The following is a 21,795-nucleotide window of genomic DNA, read 5'->3' as shown; positions in this document are numbered from 1 at the left end:
CGAACGCGCGCCGGAGCGATGGAGGTCGCGGCGCACGCCCGAGCCTACTCCGACGACCTGTTCGATGCAGGGCGCGCGCCGATATCGGAGGGGAGCGATTATCGTTGATCCGATGCTCTCTCCGTCCTTCCCCCAGCGTGCTCCGTGGGGAACCGCCAACAAGCTGCGCGCCTGGCAGCAGGAGGCCCTGGAGCAGTACTTCGCCGCCGACCAGCGCGACTTCCTCGTCGCCGCCACCCCGGGTGCCGGAAAGACGACGTTCGCCCTCACCCTCGCCGTCGAGCTGATGCGCTCGGGCGAGGTCAACCGCATCATCGTCGTGGCCCCGACCGAGCACCTCAAGACGCAGTGGGCCGACGCCGCGGCGCGCGTGCACATCCGACTCGACCCGTACTTCAAGAACAGCCATTGGGCGCCCGCTCGTCACTATCACGGCGTCGTGGTGACCTACGCGCAGGTCGCGGCGAAGTCGTCGGTGCACCGCCATCTCACCGAAGACGCGAAAACCCTCGTCATCCTCGACGAGGTGCACCACGGAGGCGACGCGCTCAGCTGGGGCGACGCGATCCGCGACGCCTACGGGCCGGCGACGCGGCGACTGCTGCTCTCGGGCACGCCTTTCCGCAGCGACACCGCGCCCATCCCGTTCGTCGAGTACCACCCCGACGAGTCCGGCGCCCGCATCTCTCGCACCGACTACAACTACGGGTACGGACGCGCCCTCGCCGACGGTGTCGTGCGCCCCGTGCTCTTCCACATGTACGCGGGCAAGATGCGGTGGCGCACGACCTCGGGTGACGAACTCGAGACGCATCTCGGACAGGACAACACGAAGGACGTCACCTCGCAGGCGTGGCGCACGGCACTCGACCCCGAGGGCGAATGGATGCCCGCGGTGCTCTCGGCGGCCGACCGACGTCTCACCGAGATCCGCCATCACGTGCCCGACGCCGGCGGGCTCGTGCTCGCGACGGATCAGACCGTGGCTCGCGCCTACGCCAAGATCCTTCACAGCATCACGCGGCAGCAGCCCACGATCGTGCTCTCGGACGATGCGACCGCCTCCGAGCGCATCGAGAAGTTCAGCGCGAGCGACGACCGCTGGATGGTGGCGGTGCGCATGGTGTCGGAGGGCGTCGACGTTCCCCGGCTCGCCGTGGGTGTGTACGCGACGTCGTCGTCGACCCCCCTGTTCTTCGCCCAGGCCATCGGCCGTTTCGTGCGCGCACGTCGGCGCGGCGAGGCGGCGAGCGTCTTCCTGCCGCAGGTGCCGGTGCTCATGGGGCTGGCGAACGAGATGGACAAGCAGCGCGACCATGCGCTGGACCGCCAGTCGAAAGACGACGACGGTCTCGAGGACTCGCTGCTCGAGAGCGCCAACCGCGAGGACGAGACGTCGGATGCATTGACCCAGGAGTTCAGCTACCAGGCGCTCTCGTCGGTCGCGCATTTCGATCGGGTGGTGTTCGAGGGCCAGGAGTTCGGCCAGCTCGCCGAGCCGGGCACGCCCGAGGAGGAGGAGTTCATCGGCTTCCCCGGCCTGCTCGAACCCGAACACGTGCACGACCTGCTCATGCAGCGTCAGGCCCGCCAGTCGCGGCTGCGGGAGGCGCGAGAGGCGAAGGCCGGGCCCGAGCAGACGACGACGCTCCCCGCCCCGCTGCACCGCACGCTGAAGGAGCAGCGTCAGCTGCTGAACAGCCTCGTGGGACTTTACGCCCGCCAGAAGGGGGAGCCGCACGGAGCCGTGCACGCCGAGCTGCGGCGCATCTGCGGCGGGCCGGCTGTCGCTCAGGCCACGGTGACGCAGCTGCAGGCTCGCATCGACGTGCTGCGCAAGCGCGTCCGCTCCTGACGGGGCCTCGAACCGGACGGGCCTTCGGAAGCCCGAAATGCTGTCAATCGTCGGCTCGACGCCGGTCGTCGGCAGCCGCGCGGCTAGCGTGGAACGGTTGCCCGATCGTCCAGGAGGATGCATGACCGCCCCGCTCGCCGAGCCCACCGCCGCAGACCGTCGACGCTGGGCGCGCTACCTCGTCGAGGAGCGCGCCGAGGGCCGGGTCTACCAGCGGCTCGCCGAGAGCAGGACAGGGGAGGAGCGTGACATCCTGCTTCGACTCGCCGACGCCGAGCGTCGACACGAGCAGCATTGGATCGACCTCCTCGGCGGCACCCCGCAGCGACTGCCGCGGGCCGGTATCCGCTCGCGACTCCTCGGCTGGATGGCCGGCCGCTTCGGATCGATCTTCGTGCTGGCGCTGGCTCAGGTCGCGGAGGCGCGATCGCCGTACGACGCGGAACAGTACGCGACGCCGGCCATGCGCGCCGACGAGAAGGTGCACTACGAGGTCGTCCGGGGTCTCGCGGCGCGGGGCCGACGGCGCCTGTCGGGGTCGTTCCGTGCGGCGGTGTTCGGGGCGAACGACGGCCTGGTCAGCAACCTCGCCCTGGTGCTCGGCATCGGCGCGACGGGGGTCAGCTCATCGTTCGTCCTCTTCAGCGGTGTCGCTGGCCTGCTCGCGGGTGCGCTGTCGATGGGCGCGGGCGAGTTCGTCTCGGTCCGCTCCCAGCGCGAGCTGCTTGCGGCGACCGAGGCCAACGAAGACGCCGCGGCGTCCGCGCACGACCTCGACATCGACGAGAACGAGCTCGCCCTGGTCTACCGGGCGCGCGGTGTCGCTCCCGAGGAGGCCCTGGCGAAGGCGCGGCGCATCGTCGCCGCCGCGCAGGAGGGTGTGCGCCGCACCGCGACCGGGCCGATCGGCACGCACGCCGTCGACGAGCACGAGATCGTCGGCAGTGACTGGATGGCCGCTCTCACGAGCTTCCTGCTCTTCGCCTCGGGGGCGATCGTCCCCGTGCTGCCCTGGATCTTCGGTCTCACGGGAACGGCTGCGGTGGTGCTGGCACTCGTGCTGGTCGGGATCGCCCTGCTGACCACCGGGGCCATGGTCGGCATCCTCTCCGGCGGACCGCCCCTGCGTCGCGCGCTGCGTCAGCTGGCGATCGGCTTCGGCGCCGCCGCGATCACCTACCTCCTGGGGCTGCTCTTCGGCGTCGGCGCGGTCTGACGAACGGGGACGTACAAGCTGACTGCACGGCGCTGAGGGGCGTCCCCCTCAGCGCCGTGCAGTGATCGCGCGAAGGGTTCGGGTCGGGATCGGGCCGAGTTGCAAACGCAGTCCGTGAGACGCGCCGTGGGCTGCAGCGGCGAGTTGCCGCCACCTGTCCGGAGAGAGCGTGACCGCGAGGAACGTCGTCCACACCAGGCCTCGCGTGCGTTTGATCAACCAGCGGGTGTTGCCGCGTCGGTGAAGGTGCCACAGAGCGATGCCGTTACGCACCGCGTAATAGGTGCGGAACGGTGCGTGATAGAAGTGCTGCCGCGTGCGTCCGAAGATCTTCACCTCGCGACCGAAGAACTCGACGGGTACCTGCTCCCCGATGGCATGATCCAGCCAGCTATCGGGGAGGATCCAGAAGTCGAAGCCGGCTGCTCGCGCGCGCATGACGAACTCGGTGTCGACGGCGTCGATGAACAGGCGCTCATCGAAGCCCCGATCGCGTCGAAGACGTCGACGGGGATCACCTGTCCGGACTGGATCGGGTCGTCGGCCAGCACGGGGGAGTGCGTTGAGGCGATGCCGTGCGCACCGAAGCGCTCCGGGACCACGGCGGCCGGCTGCTTTCCCGCGATCGTGAGGTCGTCGAGCAGGCCGATCGCGTCGGCCACGTAGGTGGGCGAGAGGGCGGAGTCCTGGTCCAGGGTGATGATGTGAGTGGCGCCCAGCTTCCGCGCGTGTTCGATTCCGCGGTTGAGGGCTGCAGCGATACCCGAATTCTGCTCGAGGTCGATGGTGACGACATTCTGCTCGGGCAGATCGAGGGCGGAGAGGGTGTGCGAGCCGTCGTCGACGATGACGACGACGGCGACCTGGGTGCCGAGCTGCCGGACGCGGTCAGCCAATTCGGCAGGCGCGCGATATGCCGTGAGGACGGCGATGGGGCGCGGTGACGTGGGATCGCTGGTCATATCGTCCTGCCTGTCGAACGGTCGTGGTCCATGACGCAGAAGAGGCCGGGAGTCATCGACTCCCGGCCTCTTGCCTGTGCGCGGAGGGGGACTTGAACCCCCACGCCCTATCGGGCACTAGCACCTCAAGCTAGCGCGTCTACCATTCCGCCACCCGCGCAGGTGTTGGATCAGCCGTTCCCGGCCGAGAAATGACATTACCACGTTCGCGACCCCCGCTCGAACCGAGCGCGACGCCCGGGCGTGGCACGCCTCTTCGATAGCCTGGGGCCATGACCCCCTCGTCGCTCCCCGAGGTCGTGCGCGTCGCGGCCGACCTGATCCGTTTCGACACATCGAACTACGGCGGCGGCCGTGCGAACGGTGAGCGCGAGGCCGCGGAATACGTCACCGCCTATCTCGAGGATCTCGGCCTCGAGGTCGAGACCTATGAGCCGATCCCTCGTCGGACCAACGTCATGGCGCGGGTTCCGGGTCGTGATCGCTCGCTGCCGGCTCTCGTCGTGCACGGCCACCTCGATGTCGTCCCCGCAGTGGCGGAGGACTGGACGGTGGATCCCTTCGCCGGCATCGTGCAGGACGGGATGCTGTGGGGCCGCGGGGCCGTCGACATGAAGAACATGAACGCGATGATCCTCACGGCCGTCGCCGACATCCTGCGCGCGGGGGAGCGCCCCGCGCGCGACCTGGTGCTCGCGTTCTTCGCCGATGAGGAGAACGGCGGCGTGGAGGGGTCGGCGCTCGTGGTGCGCGATCGACCCGAATGGTTCGCCGGCGCGGAGACCGCGATCAGCGAGGTCGGCGGATACTCGATCACCGTCGACGATCGACGCGCCTACCTGCTGCAGGTGGGGGAGAAGGCGTTGATCTGGATCCGTCTCGTGGCCCGCGGCCGCGCGGGCCACGGCAGCCGTCTGCACGACGACAATGCCGTGACCGCCCTCGCCGAGGCTGTGGCGAAGATCGGGCGCACGCGCTGGCCGCTGCGGCTCACTCCGACCACCTCCGCGCTGATCGCGGGGCTCGCGGAGCTCACGGGCCGGGGGACCGACGACCCCGACGCCCTCGCGGCCGCTGCCGGACCCGCCGAAGCGTTCCTGCGGTCGACGTTCCGCACCACGACCAACCCCACGGCCCTCAGCGCCGGGTACAAGCACAACGTCATCCCCGAGCGCGCGGAGGCGCTCATCGACGTGCGTGTGCTGCCCGGCACGGAAGACGCGGTGCTCGCCGAGCTGCAGCAGATCGTCGGCGACGAGATCGAGATCGAGACCGTCGTGCGCGACATCGGCATGGAGACCCCGTTCGAGGGCGAGCTCGTCGAGGCGATGGTGGCCAGCCTCGATCGACACGACCCGGGTGTGCCGGTGATCCCTTACCTGCTCGGCGCGGGTACCGACAACAAGGCGCTGTCGACGCTGGGTATCACCGGCTACGGCTTCGCGCCGCTCCGTCTTCCCGCCGATCTCGACTTCACGGGGATGTTCCACGGGGTCGACGAGCGTGTGCCCGTAGACTCGCTTGTCTTCGGCCAGCGAGTGCTGGCCGATCTGCTGCGCTCGTTCTGAGCGCCCGCGCATCCGCGCCCGTCGACCCTCAGAAGGCATCATGCATCTCCTCGAAGCGCTCATCCTCGGCATCGTGCAGGGGCTCACCGAGTTCCTCCCGATCTCGTCCAGCGCGCATCTGCGCATCCTCGGCACGTTCCTGCCCTCCGGCGAGGACCCCGGAGCAGCGTTCACCGCGATCACCCAGATCGGCACCGAGGCGGCCGTCGTGGTCTTCTTTTGGCGCGACATCGTGCGCATCATCACGCAGTGGTTCCGGTCGCTCGTGGGCAAGGCGCCGCGCAATGACCCCGATGCGCGCATGGGCTGGCTCATCATCCTCGGCAGCATCCCGATCGTCGTGCTCGGTCTGCTCTTCCAGGATCAGATCGAGACCGTGTTCCGCTCGCTCTGGATCGTCGCGATCATGCTCATCGTGTTCGGCGTGCTGCTCGGCATCGCCGACCACGTCGGCGCGAAGAAGCGCGCCCTGAATCAGCTGACCTACCCCCACGGCGTCGCGTTCGGAGTCGCGCAGGCGCTGTCGCTCGTCCCCGGCGTATCGCGCTCGGGCGGCACCATCACGATGGGCCTGTTCCTCGGGTACGAACGCGCAGCGGCTGCCCGATACGCGTTCCTGCTCGCCATCCCCGCGGTGTTCGGCAGCGGCTTCTACCAGCTCGCCAAGAGCTGGGGAGAGCCGTCGTTCTTCTCGCTCGGAGACACGCTCGCGGCCACCGGCATCGCGTTCGTCGTGGCCCTCGGGGTGATCGCGTTCTTCATGAGCTGGATCTCGAAGCGCAGCTTCCTGCCGTTCGTGATCTACCGCATCGTTCTGGGATCGGTCATCCTAGTGCTGCTCGGCACGGGCGTCATCGCCGCCTGAGTCCGACGCGCCTCAGCGCTTGTGGTCGCCGGGGCCGTCGCCGCGGCGACGCAGGTACCGCTCGAACTCCTGGGCGATCGCGTCGCCCGAGGCCTCCGGCGAGTCCCACGTGTCGCGCGTCTTCTCGAGCTGGCGGATGTACTCGCTCATCTCCTCGTCGTCGGCCGCCGCGGCATCGATCGAGGCCTCCCAGGCCGCGGCCTCCGTGCGGAGCGAGGTGCGCGGCACGTCGACGCCGGTGAGTTCGTCGAGGCGATCGAGAAGCGCGAGGGTCACCTTGGGAGAAGGCGTGGAGTTCGCGACGTAGTGCGGAACGCTGGCCCAGAGAGTCGCCGTGGGGATGCCGGCGGACTCCGCGAAGTGCTCGAGCACGCTCAGGATGCCGACCGGCCCCTCGTACAGCGACTTCTCGAGACCGAGCTGCTCGCGGACCTGGTCGTTCTGGCTCGCCGCGAAGATCGAGATGGGACGGGAGTGCGGCACGTCGGCGAGCATGGCGCCGAGGAACACGAACCCGGTCACATCGTCGCGCAGGGCGACGTCGATGAACTCGGAGGCGAACGCCTGCCAGGTGCGCGCGGGCTCGACACCGGTCAAGAGCCAGAACTCGGTGCCGGGACCGGGGTCGCGCGGGCGCCAGAGCGTGGCCTCCGGCCAGGTGAGCCGCCGGCGGCCATCGGTGTCGAGGCGGGATGACGGGCGCGTGTACTGATAGTCGAAGTAGAGCTCGGGGTCGACGGAGTGCACGAGGTCGTAGGCGGTGTCGCCGCGCATCGCGGCGACCGCGCTGCTCGCGGCCTCGCCCGCGTCGTTCCACCCGTCGAAGGCCACGATCACGATGCGCGAACCGAGAACATCCATCGTGATCCCCTTCCGTTCCGGTGCCGATGCGATCCCCCCAGGCTAGTCGCGCGCGGCGGAGGTCGGGCGCGACAGGCGGATAACATGGCTCGGTGAGCACACAGCCCCGCGTCGTCCTCTGGGACATGGATGGAACCGTCGTCGACACCGAGCCGTACTGGATGGCGGCGGAGACCCGCCTGGTCGAATCGTTCGGCGGTACCTGGACCCACGAGGACGGTCTCCAGCTCGTCGGCAGCGGACTCATCGACAGCGCCATCATCCTCCAGGGCGCGGGGGTGCGCCTCGAGCCGCAGGCGATCGTCGACCATCTCACCGACGAGGTGCAGCGGATGCTCCGCACCGACGGGGTTCCCTTCCGCCCGGGTGCGCGCGAGCTCCTGCTCGACCTCCACGACGCGGGCGTCCCCACGGCGCTCGTGACGATGTCGTTGCGCCGCATGGCGCTCAGCGTGGTCGAGCTCATCGATTTCCCCGCGTTCCACCTCGTCGTCGCCGGCGACGATGTCGAGAACCCCAAACCCCACCCCGAGCCGTACCTGCAGGCCGCGGCGCTGCTCGGCGTCGACATCGCCGATGCGATCGTCATCGAGGACTCACCGACGGGCGTGCGGGCCGGCGTCGCCTCGGGCGCTGTGACGCTCGGTGTCCCGCACATCGTGCCGCTCGACGACGCGGGCGCGCACGAACTCTGGCCGACGCTCGAGGGACGCCGAGCGGCCGATCTCCTCGACCTGCACGACCGCCGCACGACCACGGCAGGAGCCGCACGATGACCGAGAACCACAGCCATCGGCCGAGCGGCCCCTTCCGCGAAGGCGACCGGGTGCAGCTCACGGGGCCCAAGGGGCGCCTGCACACGGTGACCCTGCGCCAGGACGGAGAGCTCCACACCCACCACGGCGTGCTCCGCCACCGCGACCTCATCGGCCTCCCCGACGGCTCGGTGGTCGCCAACAGCTCCGGACACGACTACCTGGCGCTGCGGCCCCTCCTGCGGGACTTCGCGATGTCGATGCCGCGCGGCGCAGCCATCGTCTACCCCAAGGACGCCGCGCAGATCGTCATGCAGGCCGACGTCTTCCCCGGCGCGACCGTGGTCGAAGCGGGGGTCGGATCCGGTGCGCTCTCGCTCTCGCTCCTGCGGGCGGTCGGTCCGGCGGGCCGGCTGGTCTCGTTCGAGCGTCGTGACGACTTCGCCGAGGTGGCTCGCGGCAACGTCGAGACGTTCTTCGGCGCGACGCCGTCGACGTGGGAGGTCGTCGTCGGCGATCTCGTCGAGGCGCTGCCGTCGACGCTGCCGGCCGGCACGGTCGACCGCGTGGTCCTCGACATGCTCGCGCCGTGGGAGTGCATCGACGTCGTCGCCGACGCGCTGACGCCCGGGGGTGTCGTGCTCTGCTACATCGCGACCGCGACCCAGCTGTCCCGGGTGGCGGAGTACATCCGCAGCACCGGCCTGTTCACCGACCCCGACGCCTCCGAGACCATGGTCCGCGGCTGGCACGTGGAGGGGCTCGCCGTCCGTCCTGACCACCGCATGGTCGCGCACACGGGGTTCCTGCTGACGGCGCGTCGCCTCGCTCCGGGCGCCGTCGCGCCGTCGGTCAAGCGCCGGGCCTCGAAATCGAGCTACGGCGACGAGGACGTCGAGATGTGGACCCCGGGGGCGGTGGGCGACCGCGAAATCAGCGACAAGAACCTGCGCAAGCGCGCCCGCGAAGCCGCCAGGGCGGCCGAGGGAGCACGCATCGCCGCCTCCGCGCGCGAATCGGAGCAGGACACCGAATAGACTGGAGAGCGTGCGTAAAACGTCCGCCGCTCTGGCCACCCTCAGCCTCGCCGTCCTCGCTCTGACCGGGTGCACGGCGGCGCCGACCTCCGGCGACGCCGCATGCGAGCGCGCGGGCGGCAACACCGACCTGCGCGATGCGGTCTCCGTCGAGGGCGACATCGGCGGTCGCACCGACGTCGACCTGTTCACGCCGCTGTCCACGCCGAAGAGCTCGTTCGCCGACCTCGTCGTGGGCGATGGCCGCGCGCTGGCAGACGACGGCCAGGCGATGCTGCTGCAGCTGTCGATCTACGACGGCAGCACCGGCGAGAAGATCTACGACGAGCCGTTCGACGAGGCGACCAGCGCGCCCATCACCATCGACCAGTGGGCGCAGCGCGTGCCCGGCCTCGCGCCGGCGCTCGAGTGCGCGACGGCCGGCTCGCGGGTCGTCGCGGCGCTCACCCCCGAGGACTTCGGCCCGCAGAACGCCGCGAACTTCGGCATCGAAGACGACGGCGCCGCCGTCTTCGTGCTCGACGTCGTCGACGTGTATCTCCCGAAGGCCGAGGGTGCGCTGCGCTTCAACGACGCCCGCAACATGCCCACCGTCGTGCGGGCTCCCGACGGCACGCCCGGCGTGATCATCCCCGACGTGGATGCGCCCGACAAGCAGACCGTGCAGACCTTGATCGAGGGCGACGGCGAGAAGCTGACCGCCGACCAGTTGCCGCTCGTGCACTTCACCGCCGTGGGGTGGGACGACAAGCAGGTGCTGCGCACCACGTGGGGCGACGCGCCGATCATCGACTTCGCCCAGCTCGCACCTCCGATCGCCGAGGCTCTCGTCGGTCACACCGTGGGCTCGCAGGTGCTCATCGTGGCGCCGAAGACAGAGGGGTCAGCGGCCATGGCCTTCGTCGTCGACATCCTGGGTGCCGTCCCCGTCCCCTCGCCGTGATGGCCGCCCGGATTCCCGCGGAGGAGCGCCTCACGAACCTCGTGGTGGCGCTGATGGCCACGGAGATCGGGCTCACCAAGCAGCAGATCCTCGAGAACGTGTCCGGCTACCGGCAGCGCGCCGGGGCCGGTACGCGCAGCGACGCGCTCGAGAAGATGTTCGAGCGCGACAAGGACGAGCTCCGTGCCCTCGGCATCCCCGTCGAGACGATCGGCGACGCGGCGGACCCGAACGATCTCCGCGAGGCGCGCTACCGGATTCCGCAGGCGGAGTACGACCTGCCGGAGGACATCGCGTTCAGCCCCGCCGAACTCGCCGTGCTGCAGCTGGCGGGGAGTGTCTGGAGTGCGGAGTCCGTCTCGGGCGACGCGCAGTCCGGGGTGCGCAAGATCCGCGCGCTCGGCATCGACGGCGACGAGCCGATCATCGGTTTCGCGCCGCGGATCACGGCGCGGGACGCCGCGTTCGCGCCGCTCCAGGAGGCGATCGAGAAGACCCGCGTGGTGGTGTTCGATTACCTGAAGCCCGGTGAGGACGCCGCCCGGCGTCGGCGGGTGCGCCCGCTCGCACTGGTGGACTACGAGGCGCGCTGGCACGTCTTCGGCGTCGACGTCGACCTCGGCGAGGACCGCACGTTCCTCCTGAGCCGCATCGTCGGTGCGGTCTCCATCACGGCAGAACCGTTCGACCCGGCGCTGCGGGAGAATGCGGGAGAGCGTGCGCTGTCCGGACTGGAGGCGGTCGCCGCCGCCCACTCGGCGCTGCTCGAAGTCACTCCGGGTACCGAGGCCGCCCTGCGCTTGGGACGCCGTGCGACCCCGGCCGTCCAGGGCATCCGCGTACCGTTCGTCGACCTGCACATCCTCGCCGACGAACTCGCGTCGTACGGCCCCGAGGTCCGCGTGGTCGAGCCGGATGCCCTGCGGGACGCGGTCGTCCTCCGTCTGACCGCGGTCGCCCGAGTCCATGCCGATCGAGAGGAGGAACGACGATGAGTGCTGCGGCATCGCGTCCTCTGCTCGCCTCCGATCGGGTGCGGCTGTATCTGACTCTCGTCCCGTACGTGCTCGAACACGGCCAGGTGTCCGTGGCCGAAGCGGCCGAGGAGTTCGGGGTCTCGCCGCGGGAGATGCGCGCGATGATCGAGAAGCTCACGGTGATCGGTCTCCCCGGCGAGGCGGGTTTCTGGCAGCAGCCGCAGGAGATGTTCGACATCAACTGGGATCTGCTCGAACAGGAAGACGTGATCGAGATCACGAACGACGTCGCCCTGCGCCGCGTCCCGCGCTTCACCGCCCGCGAGGCGGCCGCGCTCCTGGCCGGTCTGCAGATGGTCGCCGCGGTACCCGCGGTCTCGGATTCGGGTCTCGTCGCCGGTCTCATCTCGAAGCTGTCGCGCGGCGCCGCCGACGCCCCCGCAGAGGTCGTCGTCGCGCCGAGCGCCGTCGACGAGGTGCGCGAAGCGGTCGCACGTGGTCTGCACGAGGGGAGGGCGCTCTCGTTCCGCTATCAGGCGCCGGACGCCCCCATCACCACGCGCACCGTCGACCCGGTGCAGATCCTGATCACGAACGGCCAGTGGTACCTGCAGGGGTGGTGCCACATGCGTCAGGCCATGCGCACCTTCCATCTCGATCGTGTGAGCGCGCCGACGCTGACCGACATCCCCATCACCCACGGCGGCGACCAGGTGCCCGAGGCCTTCTCGGAGGGCGTCGAGGATCGCCAGGTCGCGGTCCGGCTCCCGGATCGGCTGGCGCCGCTGCTCGGCGGGCTGTTGTCGGCCGACGATGTGGAGTCGAGCGACGGCGTCGTGACCGCGCACCTGCATCTCGCCGATCCGCGGGGCATCAAGCGCATCGCCGCACGGTTCGGGGGAGCGCTCGAGGTGCTCGAGCCCGGGATCGCCCGTGCGGCCACCCGGGAGTGGGCGGCAGCAGGACTCGCCCTGTACCATCAGCCCACGCTCAACGACGCCGGGTAGACTGGCACGAAACTACGAGGAGACTCTCATGGGCAATCTATTCGCGGGTCCGCACCTGTGGATCATCCTCATCATCATCCTGCTCCTCTTCGGTGCGGCGAAACTGCCGGCGCTGGCGAAGAGCATGGGACAGTCTGCACGTGTGTTCCGCGGTGAGATGAAGGCGATGAAGGCCGAAGACGCGGCCGAGAACACCAATGGCACCACCCCGGCCTCCACCGATGGCACGGTGCAGAACCAGACGGCCACGAGCGACGCGCCCAAGCCGGAAACGCCACCGCAGACATCGTAGGCGTGAGCGAGATCCCCCTCGCGTCGCCCGAGAAGCCGCCCCGCGAGCGTCGGATGACGCTGGCGGCGCACCTCGTCGAGCTACGCAAACGCCTCATCATCGCCGTCGCCGGCCTCGCGGTCGGCATGGTGGTGGCCTTCCTCGTCACCGACCCCATCATCTGGTTCATCACAGCACCCATCCGGATCCTCGACGAACAGCGCGCCACCGAGACGCCGTTCGCGCAGCTCGTCTTCTCCGCGGTCTCCTCGGGGTTCGACCTGCGCATGCGCATCGCGCTGGCGATCGGCTTCCTGCTCTCCGCGCCGATATGGCTGTGGCAGGTGTGGGCGTTCGTCATGCCCGGGCTCACGCGCAAGGAGATCCGGTACACCCTCAGTTTCGTGGGTGCCGCGATCCCGCTGTTCTTCGCGGGCTGCTACGTCGCGGTTCTCGTCGCCCCGCACGTGATCGAGATCATGTCGACGTTCGTGCCGGAGGGCGGGGTCAACTACTTCGACGCGAAGCAGTACTACGACTTCATCTTCAAGTTCGTGCTGGTCGTCGGCATCTCGTTCGTGCTGCCGGTGTTCCTCGTCGCGCTGAACGTCGCCGGCGTCATGAGCGGCCGGGCGATCCTCCGCGGGTGGCGCGTCGCGATCCTCATCGCCTGCCTGTTCGCGGCGATCACCACGCCGGCCGCCGACATCTTCTCGATGCTGCTGCTCGCCGGCATCCTGGTCGTGCTGTACTTCGCCGCGGCAGGGCTGTCGATCCTCTTCGACCGCCGCCGTCACAAGAGAGAGGCCGCCGAGGGGCTGCTTCCGGGAGCCGTATGAGTTCACCGTCCGAGCGCTACGCCGCCGCACGTCGCGCCTCCGAGCATCCCGAGACCGCGGCGTTCGCCGCTCGTCAGCGCTTCGACCTCGACCCGTTCCAAGTCGCCGGCTGCCATGTCCTCGAGAACGGGCACAGCGTTCTGGTGGCCGCGCCGACGGGTGCGGGGAAGACCATCGTCGGCGAGTTCGCGATCCACCTCGCGATGCAGACGCCGCGCGACAAGGCCTTCTACACCACGCCCATGAAGGCCCTCTCGAACCAGAAGTTCCGCGAGCTGGTCGACGTGTACGGCGCCGACGACGTCGGGCTGCTCACGGGAGACACCAACATCAACGGCAACGCCCGCATCGTCGTGATGACGACCGAGGTGCTGCGCAACATGATCTACGCCGACTCGGCGGCGCTGCGCGATCTGCGCTACGTGGTCATGGACGAGGTGCACTACCTCGCCGACCGGTTCCGCGGTGCCGTCTGGGAAGAGGTGATCATCCACCTCCCGGCCCCGGTGCGGCTCGTATCCTTGAGTGCGACGGTCTCGAACGCCGAGGAGTTCGGCGACTGGCTCGACACCGTGCGCGGCGACACTGAGGTCATCGTCTCCGAGGTCCGTCCGGTGCCGCTCGAGCAGCACGTGCTCGTCCGCGACGACCTCCTTCCGCTCTTCGACGACCGAGCGGGAGTCGCGACGGCCCAGGTCAACCAGGAGCTCATGCGCATCCGATCGTTCACGGGGTCGCACTACGACAACAACCGCCGCGCGCAGTCGTACGCGAGCAATCGGCACGCCGGCCGTCAGGCGAAGCGGCCGCCGCGCGGCGGTCAGCGACCGGTCCGCCCGTCGAACACCCGCCGGATCGAGCGGATGGATCGCCCGGAGGTCGTGGCTCTGCTGGAGCGGTCGAACCTGCTGCCCGCGATCTTCTTCATCTTCAGCCGCGTGGGCTGCGATGCGGCGGTGCAGCAGGTGCGACGCTCCGGTGTGCGGCTGACGACGGTCGAGGAACGAAACGAGATCCGGGCGATCGTGGAGGACCGGACCCGTACTCTCCAGGAGGAGGACCTCGGCATTCTGGGCTACTGGGAGTGGCTCGACAACCTCGAGCGCGGGATCGCCTCGCACCACGCGGGGCTGCTCCCGGCGTTCAAAGAGGTCGTCGAGGAACTCTTCCAGCGCAAGCTCGTCAAGGTCGTCTTCGCGACGGAGACCCTCGCTCTCGGCATCAACATGCCGGCTCGTACGGTGGTGCTCGAGAAGATGGAGAAGTTCAACGGCGAGGCCAGGGTCGCGATCACGTCGGGCGAGTACACGCAGCTCACCGGTCGTGCGGGGCGCCGGGGTATCGACGTCGAGGGACACGCGGTCGTGCAGTGGACCGAGGGCATGGACCCGCAGGCTGTGGCCGCGCTCGCCTCGCGGCGCACGTATCCGCTGAACTCCAGCTTCCGCCCCACGTACAACATGGCGGTCAACCTGATCGATCTCTTCGGCAAGGCGCGTGCGCGCGAGGTGCTGGAGTCGTCGTTCGCGCAGTTCCAGGCCGACCGGGCCGTCGTCGGCCTCGCACGCCAGGTGCGCGAGGCCGAGGCGTCTCTCGACGGCTACCGTGCGTCGATGACCTGCGAGCACGGCGACTTCGTCGAGTACTCGACGATCCGTCGTGAGTTGAGCGATCTCGAGAAGAAGAATCGGCAGGACGCCCAGGCGCCGCGCAGTGCGCGGGACAAGCGGATGAAGCGCATCCAGCAGCTGCGCACATCGATGCAGCGTCATCCCTGCCACCGCTGCCCGGATCGCGAGGCGCACGCGCGGTGGGCGGAGCGGTACTGGAAGCTCAAGCGCCAGACCGACCGCATCCGTCGTCAGATCGAGACGCGCACCGGGACCGTGGCGCGCGTCTTCGACCGTGTGGTGGAGGTGCTCGAGACGCTCGACTACCTGCGCCGCGAGGGCGACGACATGACCCTCACGGAGTCGGGTCGGACGATGCGTCGCATCTACGGCGAACGAGATCTGCTCGTCGCCGAATCGCTGCGGCAGGGATTGTGGTCGGGTCTCGATGCCCCGTCGTTGGCCGCGATGGCGTGCTGTCTCGTGTACGAACCGCGCCGCGACGAGGCGAACGCGGGGGAGCGCGGTCTGCCGCGCGGGGCCTTCCGTTCGGCGTACGAGAAGACGACGACGCTCTGGGCCGAGCTCGACGATCTCGAACAGGACCACCACCTGCCCGGGAGCGAACCGCTGTCCGCCGGGCTCGCCGGTGCGATGCATTCGTGGGCGCGCGGCGGCATGCTCGACCGCGTTCTCGTCGAGGCCGACATGGCGGCCGGCGACTTCGTCCGGTGGGCGAAGCAGACCATCGACCTCCTCGATCAGTTGTCGATCGTCGCCGAGGACGGTGCTCTCGCACGGACTGCGCGCGCGGCCCTCGACGGAGTGCGCCGCGGCATCGTGGCGTACTCGTCGATGTGACGATGGAGACGAAGGAACGCGGCGTCCGTCGCCGCGCGCTGCTCCCTCTCTCGCTGGCTCTCCCCGCGGCAGCCGCGTCGGCGCTGCTCATGGACCTCTCTTACCCGGAGGCGGGCGTCTGGATTCTGGCGTTCCCGGCTGTCGCGCTGCTTCTGCTGTCGCTCATCGGGCGACGGGCGGGCGGAGCGCTGCTCGTCGGGCTCGTGTACGGCCTCGTGTTCTACGCCCTGCTGGTGTCCTGGACGTCGCGGTATCTCGGGCCCGTGCCGTGGGCGGCTCTGAGCGTCGTCGAGGGGGGACTGACGGCACTCGGCCTCGTTCCGTTGACGTTGGCGTACCGCTGGATCCCGCGTGCGCTTCCGGGCACCTGGGGGCGGATGCTCGTCCTCCCGACCGTGATCGCGGCGCTATGGATCGGCCGCGAGGTGTTCGTCGGGTCATGGCCGTACGGCGGATTCCCCTGGGCTCGTGTCGGCATGACGCAGGCGATGAGCCCGCTCGCGCCGGTTTCCTCCTGGGTGGGTGTCGGCGGTCTCGGCTTCCTGATGGTGCTCGTCGTGGCCATGCTGATCGAAGCGATGCGGCTGGGGCTGTGGCGTCGCCCCGCGCCTCTCCTCGTCCCGGCGGCGATCGCCGTGCTGCTCGTCGTGACGCCGATCTTCCCGACCGCCGCCGCCGGGTCGATGCGGATCGCGGCGGTGCAGGGCAACGGGCCGACCGGATACTTCGACGAACGGTCTCCGTTCGCGGTGGTGCGCGCGCAGACCGAGGCGACGCAGCCGCTCTACGGCGAGGACGTCGATCTGCTCGTCTGGCCGGAGGGCGGACTCGACACCGACCCGTTCCAGAACGAGACGCTTGCGCGGCAGATGACGCTCGTCACGACGCGGATCGGCGCGCCGTTGCTGGCGAACGCCGCGACCGCACGCGACGAGCGGTACTGGAACACGTCGATGCTGTGGACGCAGGACGGGGGAGCGGAGCAGACGCACGACAAGCGGCATCCGGTGCCCTTCGGCGAGTACGTTCCCGACCGCGATTTCTACTACGCCCTCGCGCCCGATCTCATCGGCCTAATCGGCCGCGAGTACACCCCCGGTACGAACGCACCCGTCGTCGACGTCAATGGGGTTCCCGTCGGCCTCGCCATCTGCTTCGACGTCATCTACGACGACGTTATCCACGAGGGCATCGCCGACGGTGCGCAGGTGCTGGTGTTCCAGACGAACAACGCGGACTTCCGCGGAACGGACGAGAATCTCCAGCAATTGGCCTTCGCCCGCATGCGCGCGATCGAGACGGGCCGCAGCGTGGTGAACGTGTCGACCGTGGGGACGAGCCAGATCATCCGCCCCGACGGGACGACCGTGACGAGCCTCGACGCAGATGAGGCCGGGGCGATGCTCGAGGATGTCGAGCTCCGCTCCGGCCTCACGGCGGGTGTGCTGCTGGGACCCTGGGTGCAGCAGGCGCTGTTCTGGGGAGGTCTGGGCGCGCTGGTCGTCGGGTGGTGGCGCGCCCGGCGGCGCTAGGTGTGATGTCCAGGGACGTTGTTGAGTCGGTCGAAGGGTACGCCGCCAATCGCAGAGTGGTGTCGGTGGTGGTTGTAGAAGTGGAGCCAGCCGGGCAGCGCCAGGCGTCGTTCGGCCTCTGAACCGTAAAACCTGGCATAGGCCCAGCCGTCCCCGAGCGTGCGGTGGAATCGCTCGATCTTCCCGTTCGTCTGCGGCCGGTAGGGGCGTGTCCGCTTGTGTCGGATGCCGAGCCGAGCGCAGAAGTCCCTCCATGCGTGGGATCTGTATGCCGACCCGTTGTCGGATAGGACTCGCTCGACGGTCACGCCTCGTTCGGCGAACCAGGCCACGGCGCGTTCGAGAACTCCCACCGCTGTGCTCGCCTGCTCATCCGACCAGATTTCTGCGTATGCGACGCGGGAGTGGTCGTCGATGACTGTGTGAACGAACGCCGTCCCGGTGCGCGGCTTGTGATCTTTTCCTCGTGGTAATCCCGGAGTCGCGAGCTTGTTCCGTGCGCCTTGCTGCCGACCTACGTAACGATGTCCACCGCCGTCGGGGATGTTGCCGAACTTCGTGACATCGACATGAATCAACGATCCCGGATGAGGATGCTCATATCGCCGCAATGGCTCGCCAGTGACACGATCGATATGCGAGAGGCGGTTCACGCGGCAACGGACGAGGACCGCGTGAACAGTCGACGTCGAGAGACCAAGTCGCGCAGCGATCTGGGCTGGCCCCAGTCGAAGCCGCCAGCGCAGGTTGATGATCTTCTTCTTGACATGCTCGGGCGTCCTGCCTGGGATCCGGTGCGGCTTGCTGGAGCGATCCTGCATCCCAAACTCACCCTCTTCCCGGTAGCGGCCTGCCCATTTCCGGGCAGTGATCGGGGAGACCATGAACATCTTTGCGGCGATCGTGGCCGGATAGCCGTCTTCGACAATCAGCCGAGCTAACCGGAGACGGGCACGAGGAGTGAGAAGAGCGTTCGGATGGGTCATCAATTGGCCTCCGCCGCGGTCTTCGTAAGCGCGCGTCTGGTGAGAAGCATGATGACGAGAGCGATCGCTGTCAGCACCGAAGCGACCCAAACCGGCGCGAGCAGCCCCAGCCCGGTCGCGAGCCCGAGCGCACCAAGCACGGGCCCCGCTGCAGCTCCGATATTCAATGCTGCGGTTGCGTACGAACCGCCCATCGTTGGCGCACCCGATGCTGCATACAGCACACGCGTGATCAGAGTACTGCCGACGCCGAACGACAGGAATCCCTGAACGAGGACGAGGACGATAAGCGCAACGGGATGAGATGCGACCACTGCCAACACGATCCAGCCTGTCAGCAATAGCGGTCCGCCGACTGCGAGCACGAGGCCAGGTCGTTGATCTGATAGTCGTCCTGCGATCGTGACGCCAAGGAACGATCCGATGCCGAACATCACCAGCGCGACGGACACCCACGCTTCGGCCAAGCCCGCGGTCTCGGTCACGATGGGTGCCAGGAAGGTGAATGCCGCAAAGAGCCCTCCGTTGATCAGCGCTCCGAGTACCATGGCCAGGATGAGCCGCGGCGTCGCCAACTGGCTGAGCTCGACACGGAGCCTTGGTGAGGTCGCGCTAGTCTCGCTCCGATCAACATTGTTCGTGACGCCACGAATGACTCCAACGGCCGCGGGAATACAGAGGATGGCGATCGCCCAGAACGTCGTTCGCCAGCCCAGCGCTGTGCCGAGGACCGCGCCGGCGGGGACGCCCACGACGGTTGCGATCGTCGTGCCGGAGAGCAGGATCGACAGTGCACGCCCCTTCTGGTTCGCTGGCACGAGGGTAGTGGCCGTGCTCAGTGCTACGGCGAGGAATCCTGCGTTTGCGAGAGCGCTGAGCACCCGGGTGATGAGCAGGAGAGAGAACACTGGTGTCATCGCTCCGATGACGTGGCTTCCCGCGAACACGAGAAGGCAAACGATCAATGTGAGCCGCGGTGGCCAACGGCGAGCGAATGCCGCCATCACTGGCGCGCCGACGACCATACCGACTGCGAATGCGGAGGTCAGCAGGCCCGCAGTGCCGACCGAGACGTCAAGTTCGGTCGCGATCGCGGGGAGCAATCCCGCGAGCATGAATTCTGAAGTGCCCATGACGAAGACCGCCAGGGCAAGCATGTAGAGGGCAAAAGGCATCGAGTACTCCGAGGTGTGAGATCAAGAAATGGTTCTTCTTGTCACCACGGCCAGCGCCCCGGGTACGCCAGACATACGCCCACACAGATCGTGGGCGTCGTAACTAGTGGTTCAAGGGGCTGGCGGTGTGACCGACAACCCCTGACCTGTCTGATTCGGGACTCGACATGCCCCAAACTCTACCATGCCTTCAATGGCAAGCGGTCTGGACAGATACTTCTTGAATCGGCACGGTGTCATTACGGGCGGGGGCCAGAACAACGTCCCTGGACATCACAGCTAGGCGCCGATCTTCTCCCGCGTGGGATCTTCTCCCGCCCCGCGGCGGGCGCGGATGAAGGCGAGGCGCTCTTCCAGCAGTTCCTCGAGCTCAGCTCGCGTGCGGCGCTCCATCAGCATGTCCCAGTGGGTGCGGGCGGCCTTCTCGTCGGTCGTCTCGAGCGTGACGGCCTGGCCGTCGACGTTGAGCCGGGCCTCGGCGCCGCACGAGCGGCACTCCCAGGTCTGCGGAGGCTCGGCGTCTGCCGCGAACATCAGGTTCGTGACGTGCCCGCAGGTGTCACAGGTGTAGGTGGTTTCACGGCGCTCCATGAAAACGACGCCCTCTTCGCTCTGTAGGCTCTGGGCGCCGAGTCGGATGCCGCGGAGGCTGCGATCTGCCATTGTGTGGTCCTCTCGTCGCTGTCAGGTATAACGCTCCAGCCTGTGCGCTTCATCCACGCAACCGGTGTCCTGACGCGATTCACAGCGGAATCCCAGCGCTGGCGACTAGTCGCGCGCGAGCATCGTGAGCGCCTCATCTGCGCGATCGGTCACGATGCCGTCCACACCGGAGGCGACGAGGCGCCGCATCTCGGCAGGGGCGTTCACCGTCCACACATGCACCTCCACGCTGTGGGATCGTGCGGCGCGCAGCAGCGCGGGGGTGAGGACGGTGAGAGGGCCGCGTCTTTCAGGGATCTGCAGGGCGTCGATGCCGCGGAGGACACGCCCGGGGGAGAGCCGCACCGCACTCGCCGCCCGTACTGCGGCGATCGTGCGGAGTCCCGCGGAGGTGGCGGGCCGCAGTCCTGCGCCCGCTCGCAGCACGGCGGCGACGGTCGCGCGCCGGTTACGGTCCGCGAAGCTCGTCACGAGCGTGCGGTGCGTGTGTTCGGCCAGCACGGGCCCCAGGGGAGCGGCCGCGGCCAGCGTCTTGACGTCGATGTTGAACCGCGTCGACGGGAACAGATCGAGGGCCTCGCGGACGGTGAGGATGCCGCCGTGCGCCTCGAAGATCCGGCTCAGCTCTCGCGTGCGGATCGTATGGACCGGGCGGGGATCGCCGGTCAGGCGCTGCAGCGTCTCGTCGTGGAAGAGGACGACGTCACCGTCGGCGGTGACGCGGCAGTCGGTCTCGATGTATTCGACACCCGCGGCGTGCGCCGCCGCGAACGCCGCGGCTGTGTTCTCCCAGACGCCGGAGTCCTCGCCCGCCGCGGTGATGAGACCGCGGTGAGCGAGGACTCGGGGATGCCGCGTCTTGTCGAAGTACGGGTGGGTCACACGCCGGGGGGAGGAGTCGACCCGGGCTGGCCGGGCTTCGGCGTGAAGGCGCTGCCGATCCCCTTGAGCGCCTCGGTGAGCTCGCTCGGAATAATCCACAGCTTGTTCGACTGCCCCTCGCTGATCTTCGGCAGCATCTGCAGGTACTGGTAGGCGAGGAGCTTCTCGTCGGGCGCGCCCTGGTGGATCGCGCTGAAGACGTTCTGGATGGCCTCGGCCTCACCCTGGGCGCGGAGCACGGCGGCCTGCTTGTCGCCCTCGGCGCGGAGGATCTCGGCCTGCCGCAGACCTTCGGCCTCGAGGATGGCGGACTGCTTGGTTCCCTCGGCCGTGAGGATCGCGGCGCGGCGATCACGCTCGGCGCGCATCTGCTTCTCCATCGAGTCCTGGATCGAGACGGGCGGATCGATCGCCTTGAGCTCGACCCGTCCGACGCGGATGCCCCACTTGCCGGTCGCCTCGTCGAGGACGACGCGCAGCTGGCCGTTGATGTTGTCCCGGCTGGTGAGTGCCTCTTCGAGGTTGAGGCCACCGACGACGTTACGGAGCGTGGTGGTGGTCAGCTGCTCGACCGCACCCAGGTAGTTGGCGATCTCGTAGGTCGCCGCGCGGGCATCCGTCACCTGGAAGTAGACGACCGTGTCGATCGACACGACGAGGTTGTCTTCGGTGATCACCGGCTGCGGCGGGAACGAGACGACCTGCTCGCGCATGTCGATCAGCGGTCGCAGCCGATCGATGAACGGCACGAGGATGTTCAGACCGGGGGTGAGGGTCTTGTGGTACCGGCCGAGGCGCTCCACGACCCCGGCGGTGGCCTGCGGGATGATCCGGATCGAGCGCGCGACGGTCACCACCACGAAGATGATGACCGCGATGGCGAGGATCCAAAGGATCGCGGTCGGGATGAACGAGGAGTCGTTCACAGAT

The 21,795-nt window shown here is 68.6% G+C and carries 22 protein-coding genes and 1 tRNA gene; 13 read left to right on the top strand and 10 right to left on the bottom strand.

Annotation, left to right across the window (positions count from 1 at the left end; genetic code table 11):
- The first annotated feature begins 112 nt into the window (after positions 1-112).
- Positions 113-1,855: a DEAD/DEAH box helicase gene (locus AC3A3J_RS10505; RefSeq protein WP_487672219.1), complete on the top strand. Its 1,743-nt coding sequence runs from the start codon at positions 113-115 to the stop codon at positions 1,853-1,855.
- 121 nt (positions 1,856-1,976) lie between these two features.
- Entirely contained in the window at positions 1,977-3,071 is a 1,095-nt protein-coding gene (locus AC3A3J_RS10500) for a VIT1/CCC1 transporter family protein (RefSeq protein ID WP_487672218.1), read from the top strand.
- A gap of 48 nt (positions 3,072-3,119) precedes the next feature.
- Here the strand turns inward: AC3A3J_RS10500 and AC3A3J_RS10495 are convergent, their stop codons facing one another.
- From AC3A3J_RS10495 to AC3A3J_RS10485, 3 genes are all read right to left on the bottom strand, one after another.
- Complete coding sequence (locus AC3A3J_RS10495; protein WP_487672217.1) at positions 3,120-3,407, bottom strand: hypothetical protein; 288 nt, start codon at positions 3,405-3,407, stop codon at positions 3,120-3,122.
- Entirely contained in the window at positions 3,404-4,033 is a 630-nt protein-coding gene (locus AC3A3J_RS10490; RefSeq protein WP_487672216.1) for a glycosyltransferase, read from the bottom strand. The genes AC3A3J_RS10495 and AC3A3J_RS10490 overlap by 4 nt, the downstream gene beginning before the upstream one ends.
- Positions 4,034-4,110: 77 nt before the next feature.
- A tRNA-Leu gene (locus AC3A3J_RS10485) sits at positions 4,111-4,193 on the bottom strand.
- A 112-nt stretch (positions 4,194-4,305) separates the two neighbouring features.
- Between AC3A3J_RS10485 and AC3A3J_RS10480 the strand changes: the two genes are divergently transcribed.
- Together AC3A3J_RS10480 and AC3A3J_RS10475 are read left to right on the top strand one after the other, a co-directional pair.
- Positions 4,306-5,601 (top strand): M20/M25/M40 family metallo-hydrolase, encoded by a 1,296-nt coding sequence (locus AC3A3J_RS10480; RefSeq protein ID WP_487672215.1) that lies wholly within the window; start codon positions 4,306-4,308, stop codon positions 5,599-5,601.
- A 40-nt stretch (positions 5,602-5,641) separates the two neighbouring features.
- Positions 5,642-6,466: an undecaprenyl-diphosphate phosphatase gene (locus AC3A3J_RS10475; protein WP_487672214.1), complete on the top strand. Its 825-nt coding sequence runs from the start codon at positions 5,642-5,644 to the stop codon at positions 6,464-6,466.
- A 12-nt stretch (positions 6,467-6,478) separates the two neighbouring features.
- Here AC3A3J_RS10475 and AC3A3J_RS10470 read toward each other — a convergent pair whose 3' ends face one another.
- Entirely contained in the window at positions 6,479-7,327 is an 849-nt protein-coding gene (locus tag AC3A3J_RS10470) for a PAC2 family protein (protein WP_487672213.1), read from the bottom strand.
- Positions 7,328-7,419: 92 nt separating this feature from the next.
- On the opposite strand from AC3A3J_RS10470, the gene AC3A3J_RS10465 reads away from it, so the two are divergent.
- The 9 genes from AC3A3J_RS10465 to lnt are packed head-to-tail and all read left to right on the top strand — an operon-like array spanning position 7,420 to position 17,159.
- The gene (locus AC3A3J_RS10465; protein ID WP_487672212.1) at positions 7,420-8,103 is read left to right on the top strand and encodes an HAD family hydrolase; all 684 of its coding nucleotides are present in this window, start codon (positions 7,420-7,422) and stop codon (positions 8,101-8,103) included.
- Entirely contained in the window at positions 8,100-9,119 is a 1,020-nt protein-coding gene (locus AC3A3J_RS10460; protein ID WP_487672211.1) for a tRNA (adenine-N1)-methyltransferase, read from the top strand. Before AC3A3J_RS10465 ends, AC3A3J_RS10460 begins: the two co-directional genes overlap by 4 nt.
- Before the next feature lie 10 nt (positions 9,120-9,129).
- Complete coding sequence (locus tag AC3A3J_RS10455) at positions 9,130-10,062, top strand: FKBP-type peptidyl-prolyl cis-trans isomerase (RefSeq protein WP_487672210.1); 933 nt, start codon at positions 9,130-9,132, stop codon at positions 10,060-10,062.
- Positions 10,062-11,057, top strand: coding sequence for a helix-turn-helix transcriptional regulator (locus AC3A3J_RS10450; RefSeq protein WP_487672209.1), 996 nt, complete (start codon positions 10,062-10,064; stop codon positions 11,055-11,057). The genes AC3A3J_RS10455 and AC3A3J_RS10450 overlap by 1 nt, the downstream gene beginning before the upstream one ends.
- Positions 11,054-12,046: a helix-turn-helix transcriptional regulator gene (locus tag AC3A3J_RS10445; protein WP_487672208.1), complete on the top strand. Its 993-nt coding sequence runs from the start codon at positions 11,054-11,056 to the stop codon at positions 12,044-12,046. Before AC3A3J_RS10450 ends, AC3A3J_RS10445 begins: the two co-directional genes overlap by 4 nt.
- Before the next feature lie 28 nt (positions 12,047-12,074).
- The gene (locus AC3A3J_RS10440; RefSeq protein ID WP_487672207.1) at positions 12,075-12,338 is read left to right on the top strand and encodes a twin-arginine translocase TatA/TatE family subunit; all 264 of its coding nucleotides are present in this window, start codon (positions 12,075-12,077) and stop codon (positions 12,336-12,338) included.
- A gap of 53 nt (positions 12,339-12,391) precedes the next feature.
- Positions 12,392-13,156, top strand: a complete 765-nt coding sequence (gene tatC / locus AC3A3J_RS10435) for a twin-arginine translocase subunit TatC (RefSeq protein ID WP_487673098.1) — start codon at positions 12,392-12,394, stop codon at positions 13,154-13,156.
- Positions 13,153-15,627, top strand: coding sequence for a DEAD/DEAH box helicase (locus AC3A3J_RS10430; RefSeq protein WP_487672206.1), 2,475 nt, complete (start codon positions 13,153-13,155; stop codon positions 15,625-15,627). The genes tatC and AC3A3J_RS10430 overlap by 4 nt, the downstream gene beginning before the upstream one ends.
- Before the next feature lie 2 nt (positions 15,628-15,629).
- Positions 15,630-17,159: an apolipoprotein N-acyltransferase gene (lnt, locus tag AC3A3J_RS10425; protein WP_487672205.1), complete on the top strand. Its 1,530-nt coding sequence runs from the start codon at positions 15,630-15,632 to the stop codon at positions 17,157-17,159.
- Here lnt and AC3A3J_RS10420 read toward each other — a convergent pair.
- From AC3A3J_RS10420 to AC3A3J_RS10395, 6 genes are all read right to left on the bottom strand, one after another.
- Positions 17,156-18,145 (bottom strand): IS481-like element IS5564 family transposase, encoded by a 990-nt coding sequence (locus tag AC3A3J_RS10420; protein ID WP_011113072.1) that lies wholly within the window; start codon positions 18,143-18,145, stop codon positions 17,156-17,158. The two genes, lnt and AC3A3J_RS10420, sit on opposite strands and share 4 nt — an antisense overlap.
- A complete protein-coding gene (gene cmx / locus AC3A3J_RS10415; RefSeq protein ID WP_487672204.1) occupies positions 18,145-19,320 on the bottom strand; it encodes a chloramphenicol efflux MFS transporter Cmx in 1,176 nt (391 codons plus the stop codon). The genes AC3A3J_RS10420 and cmx overlap by 1 nt, the downstream gene beginning before the upstream one ends.
- Before the next feature lie 21 nt (positions 19,321-19,341).
- A complete protein-coding gene (locus AC3A3J_RS10410) occupies positions 19,342-19,395 on the bottom strand; it encodes a chloramphenicol resistance leader peptide (protein WP_011113070.1) in 54 nt (17 codons plus the stop codon).
- 204 nt (positions 19,396-19,599) lie between these two features.
- Positions 19,600-19,983, bottom strand: coding sequence for an RNA polymerase-binding protein RbpA (locus AC3A3J_RS10405; protein WP_487672203.1), 384 nt, complete (start codon positions 19,981-19,983; stop codon positions 19,600-19,602).
- A gap of 105 nt (positions 19,984-20,088) precedes the next feature.
- Positions 20,089-20,865: a glycerophosphodiester phosphodiesterase family protein gene (locus AC3A3J_RS10400; protein ID WP_487672202.1), complete on the bottom strand. Its 777-nt coding sequence runs from the start codon at positions 20,863-20,865 to the stop codon at positions 20,089-20,091.
- Positions 20,862-21,791 (bottom strand): SPFH domain-containing protein, encoded by a 930-nt coding sequence (locus AC3A3J_RS10395; RefSeq protein WP_487672201.1) that lies wholly within the window; start codon positions 21,789-21,791, stop codon positions 20,862-20,864. The genes AC3A3J_RS10400 and AC3A3J_RS10395 overlap by 4 nt, the downstream gene beginning before the upstream one ends.
- Positions 21,792-21,795 lie beyond the last annotated feature (4 nt).

The organism is Microbacterium sp. Soil_N32 (assembly GCF_057655505.1).
The sequence above is the reverse complement of the archived record's forward strand: the minus strand, read 5'-3'. Positions and strand labels throughout refer to the sequence as shown.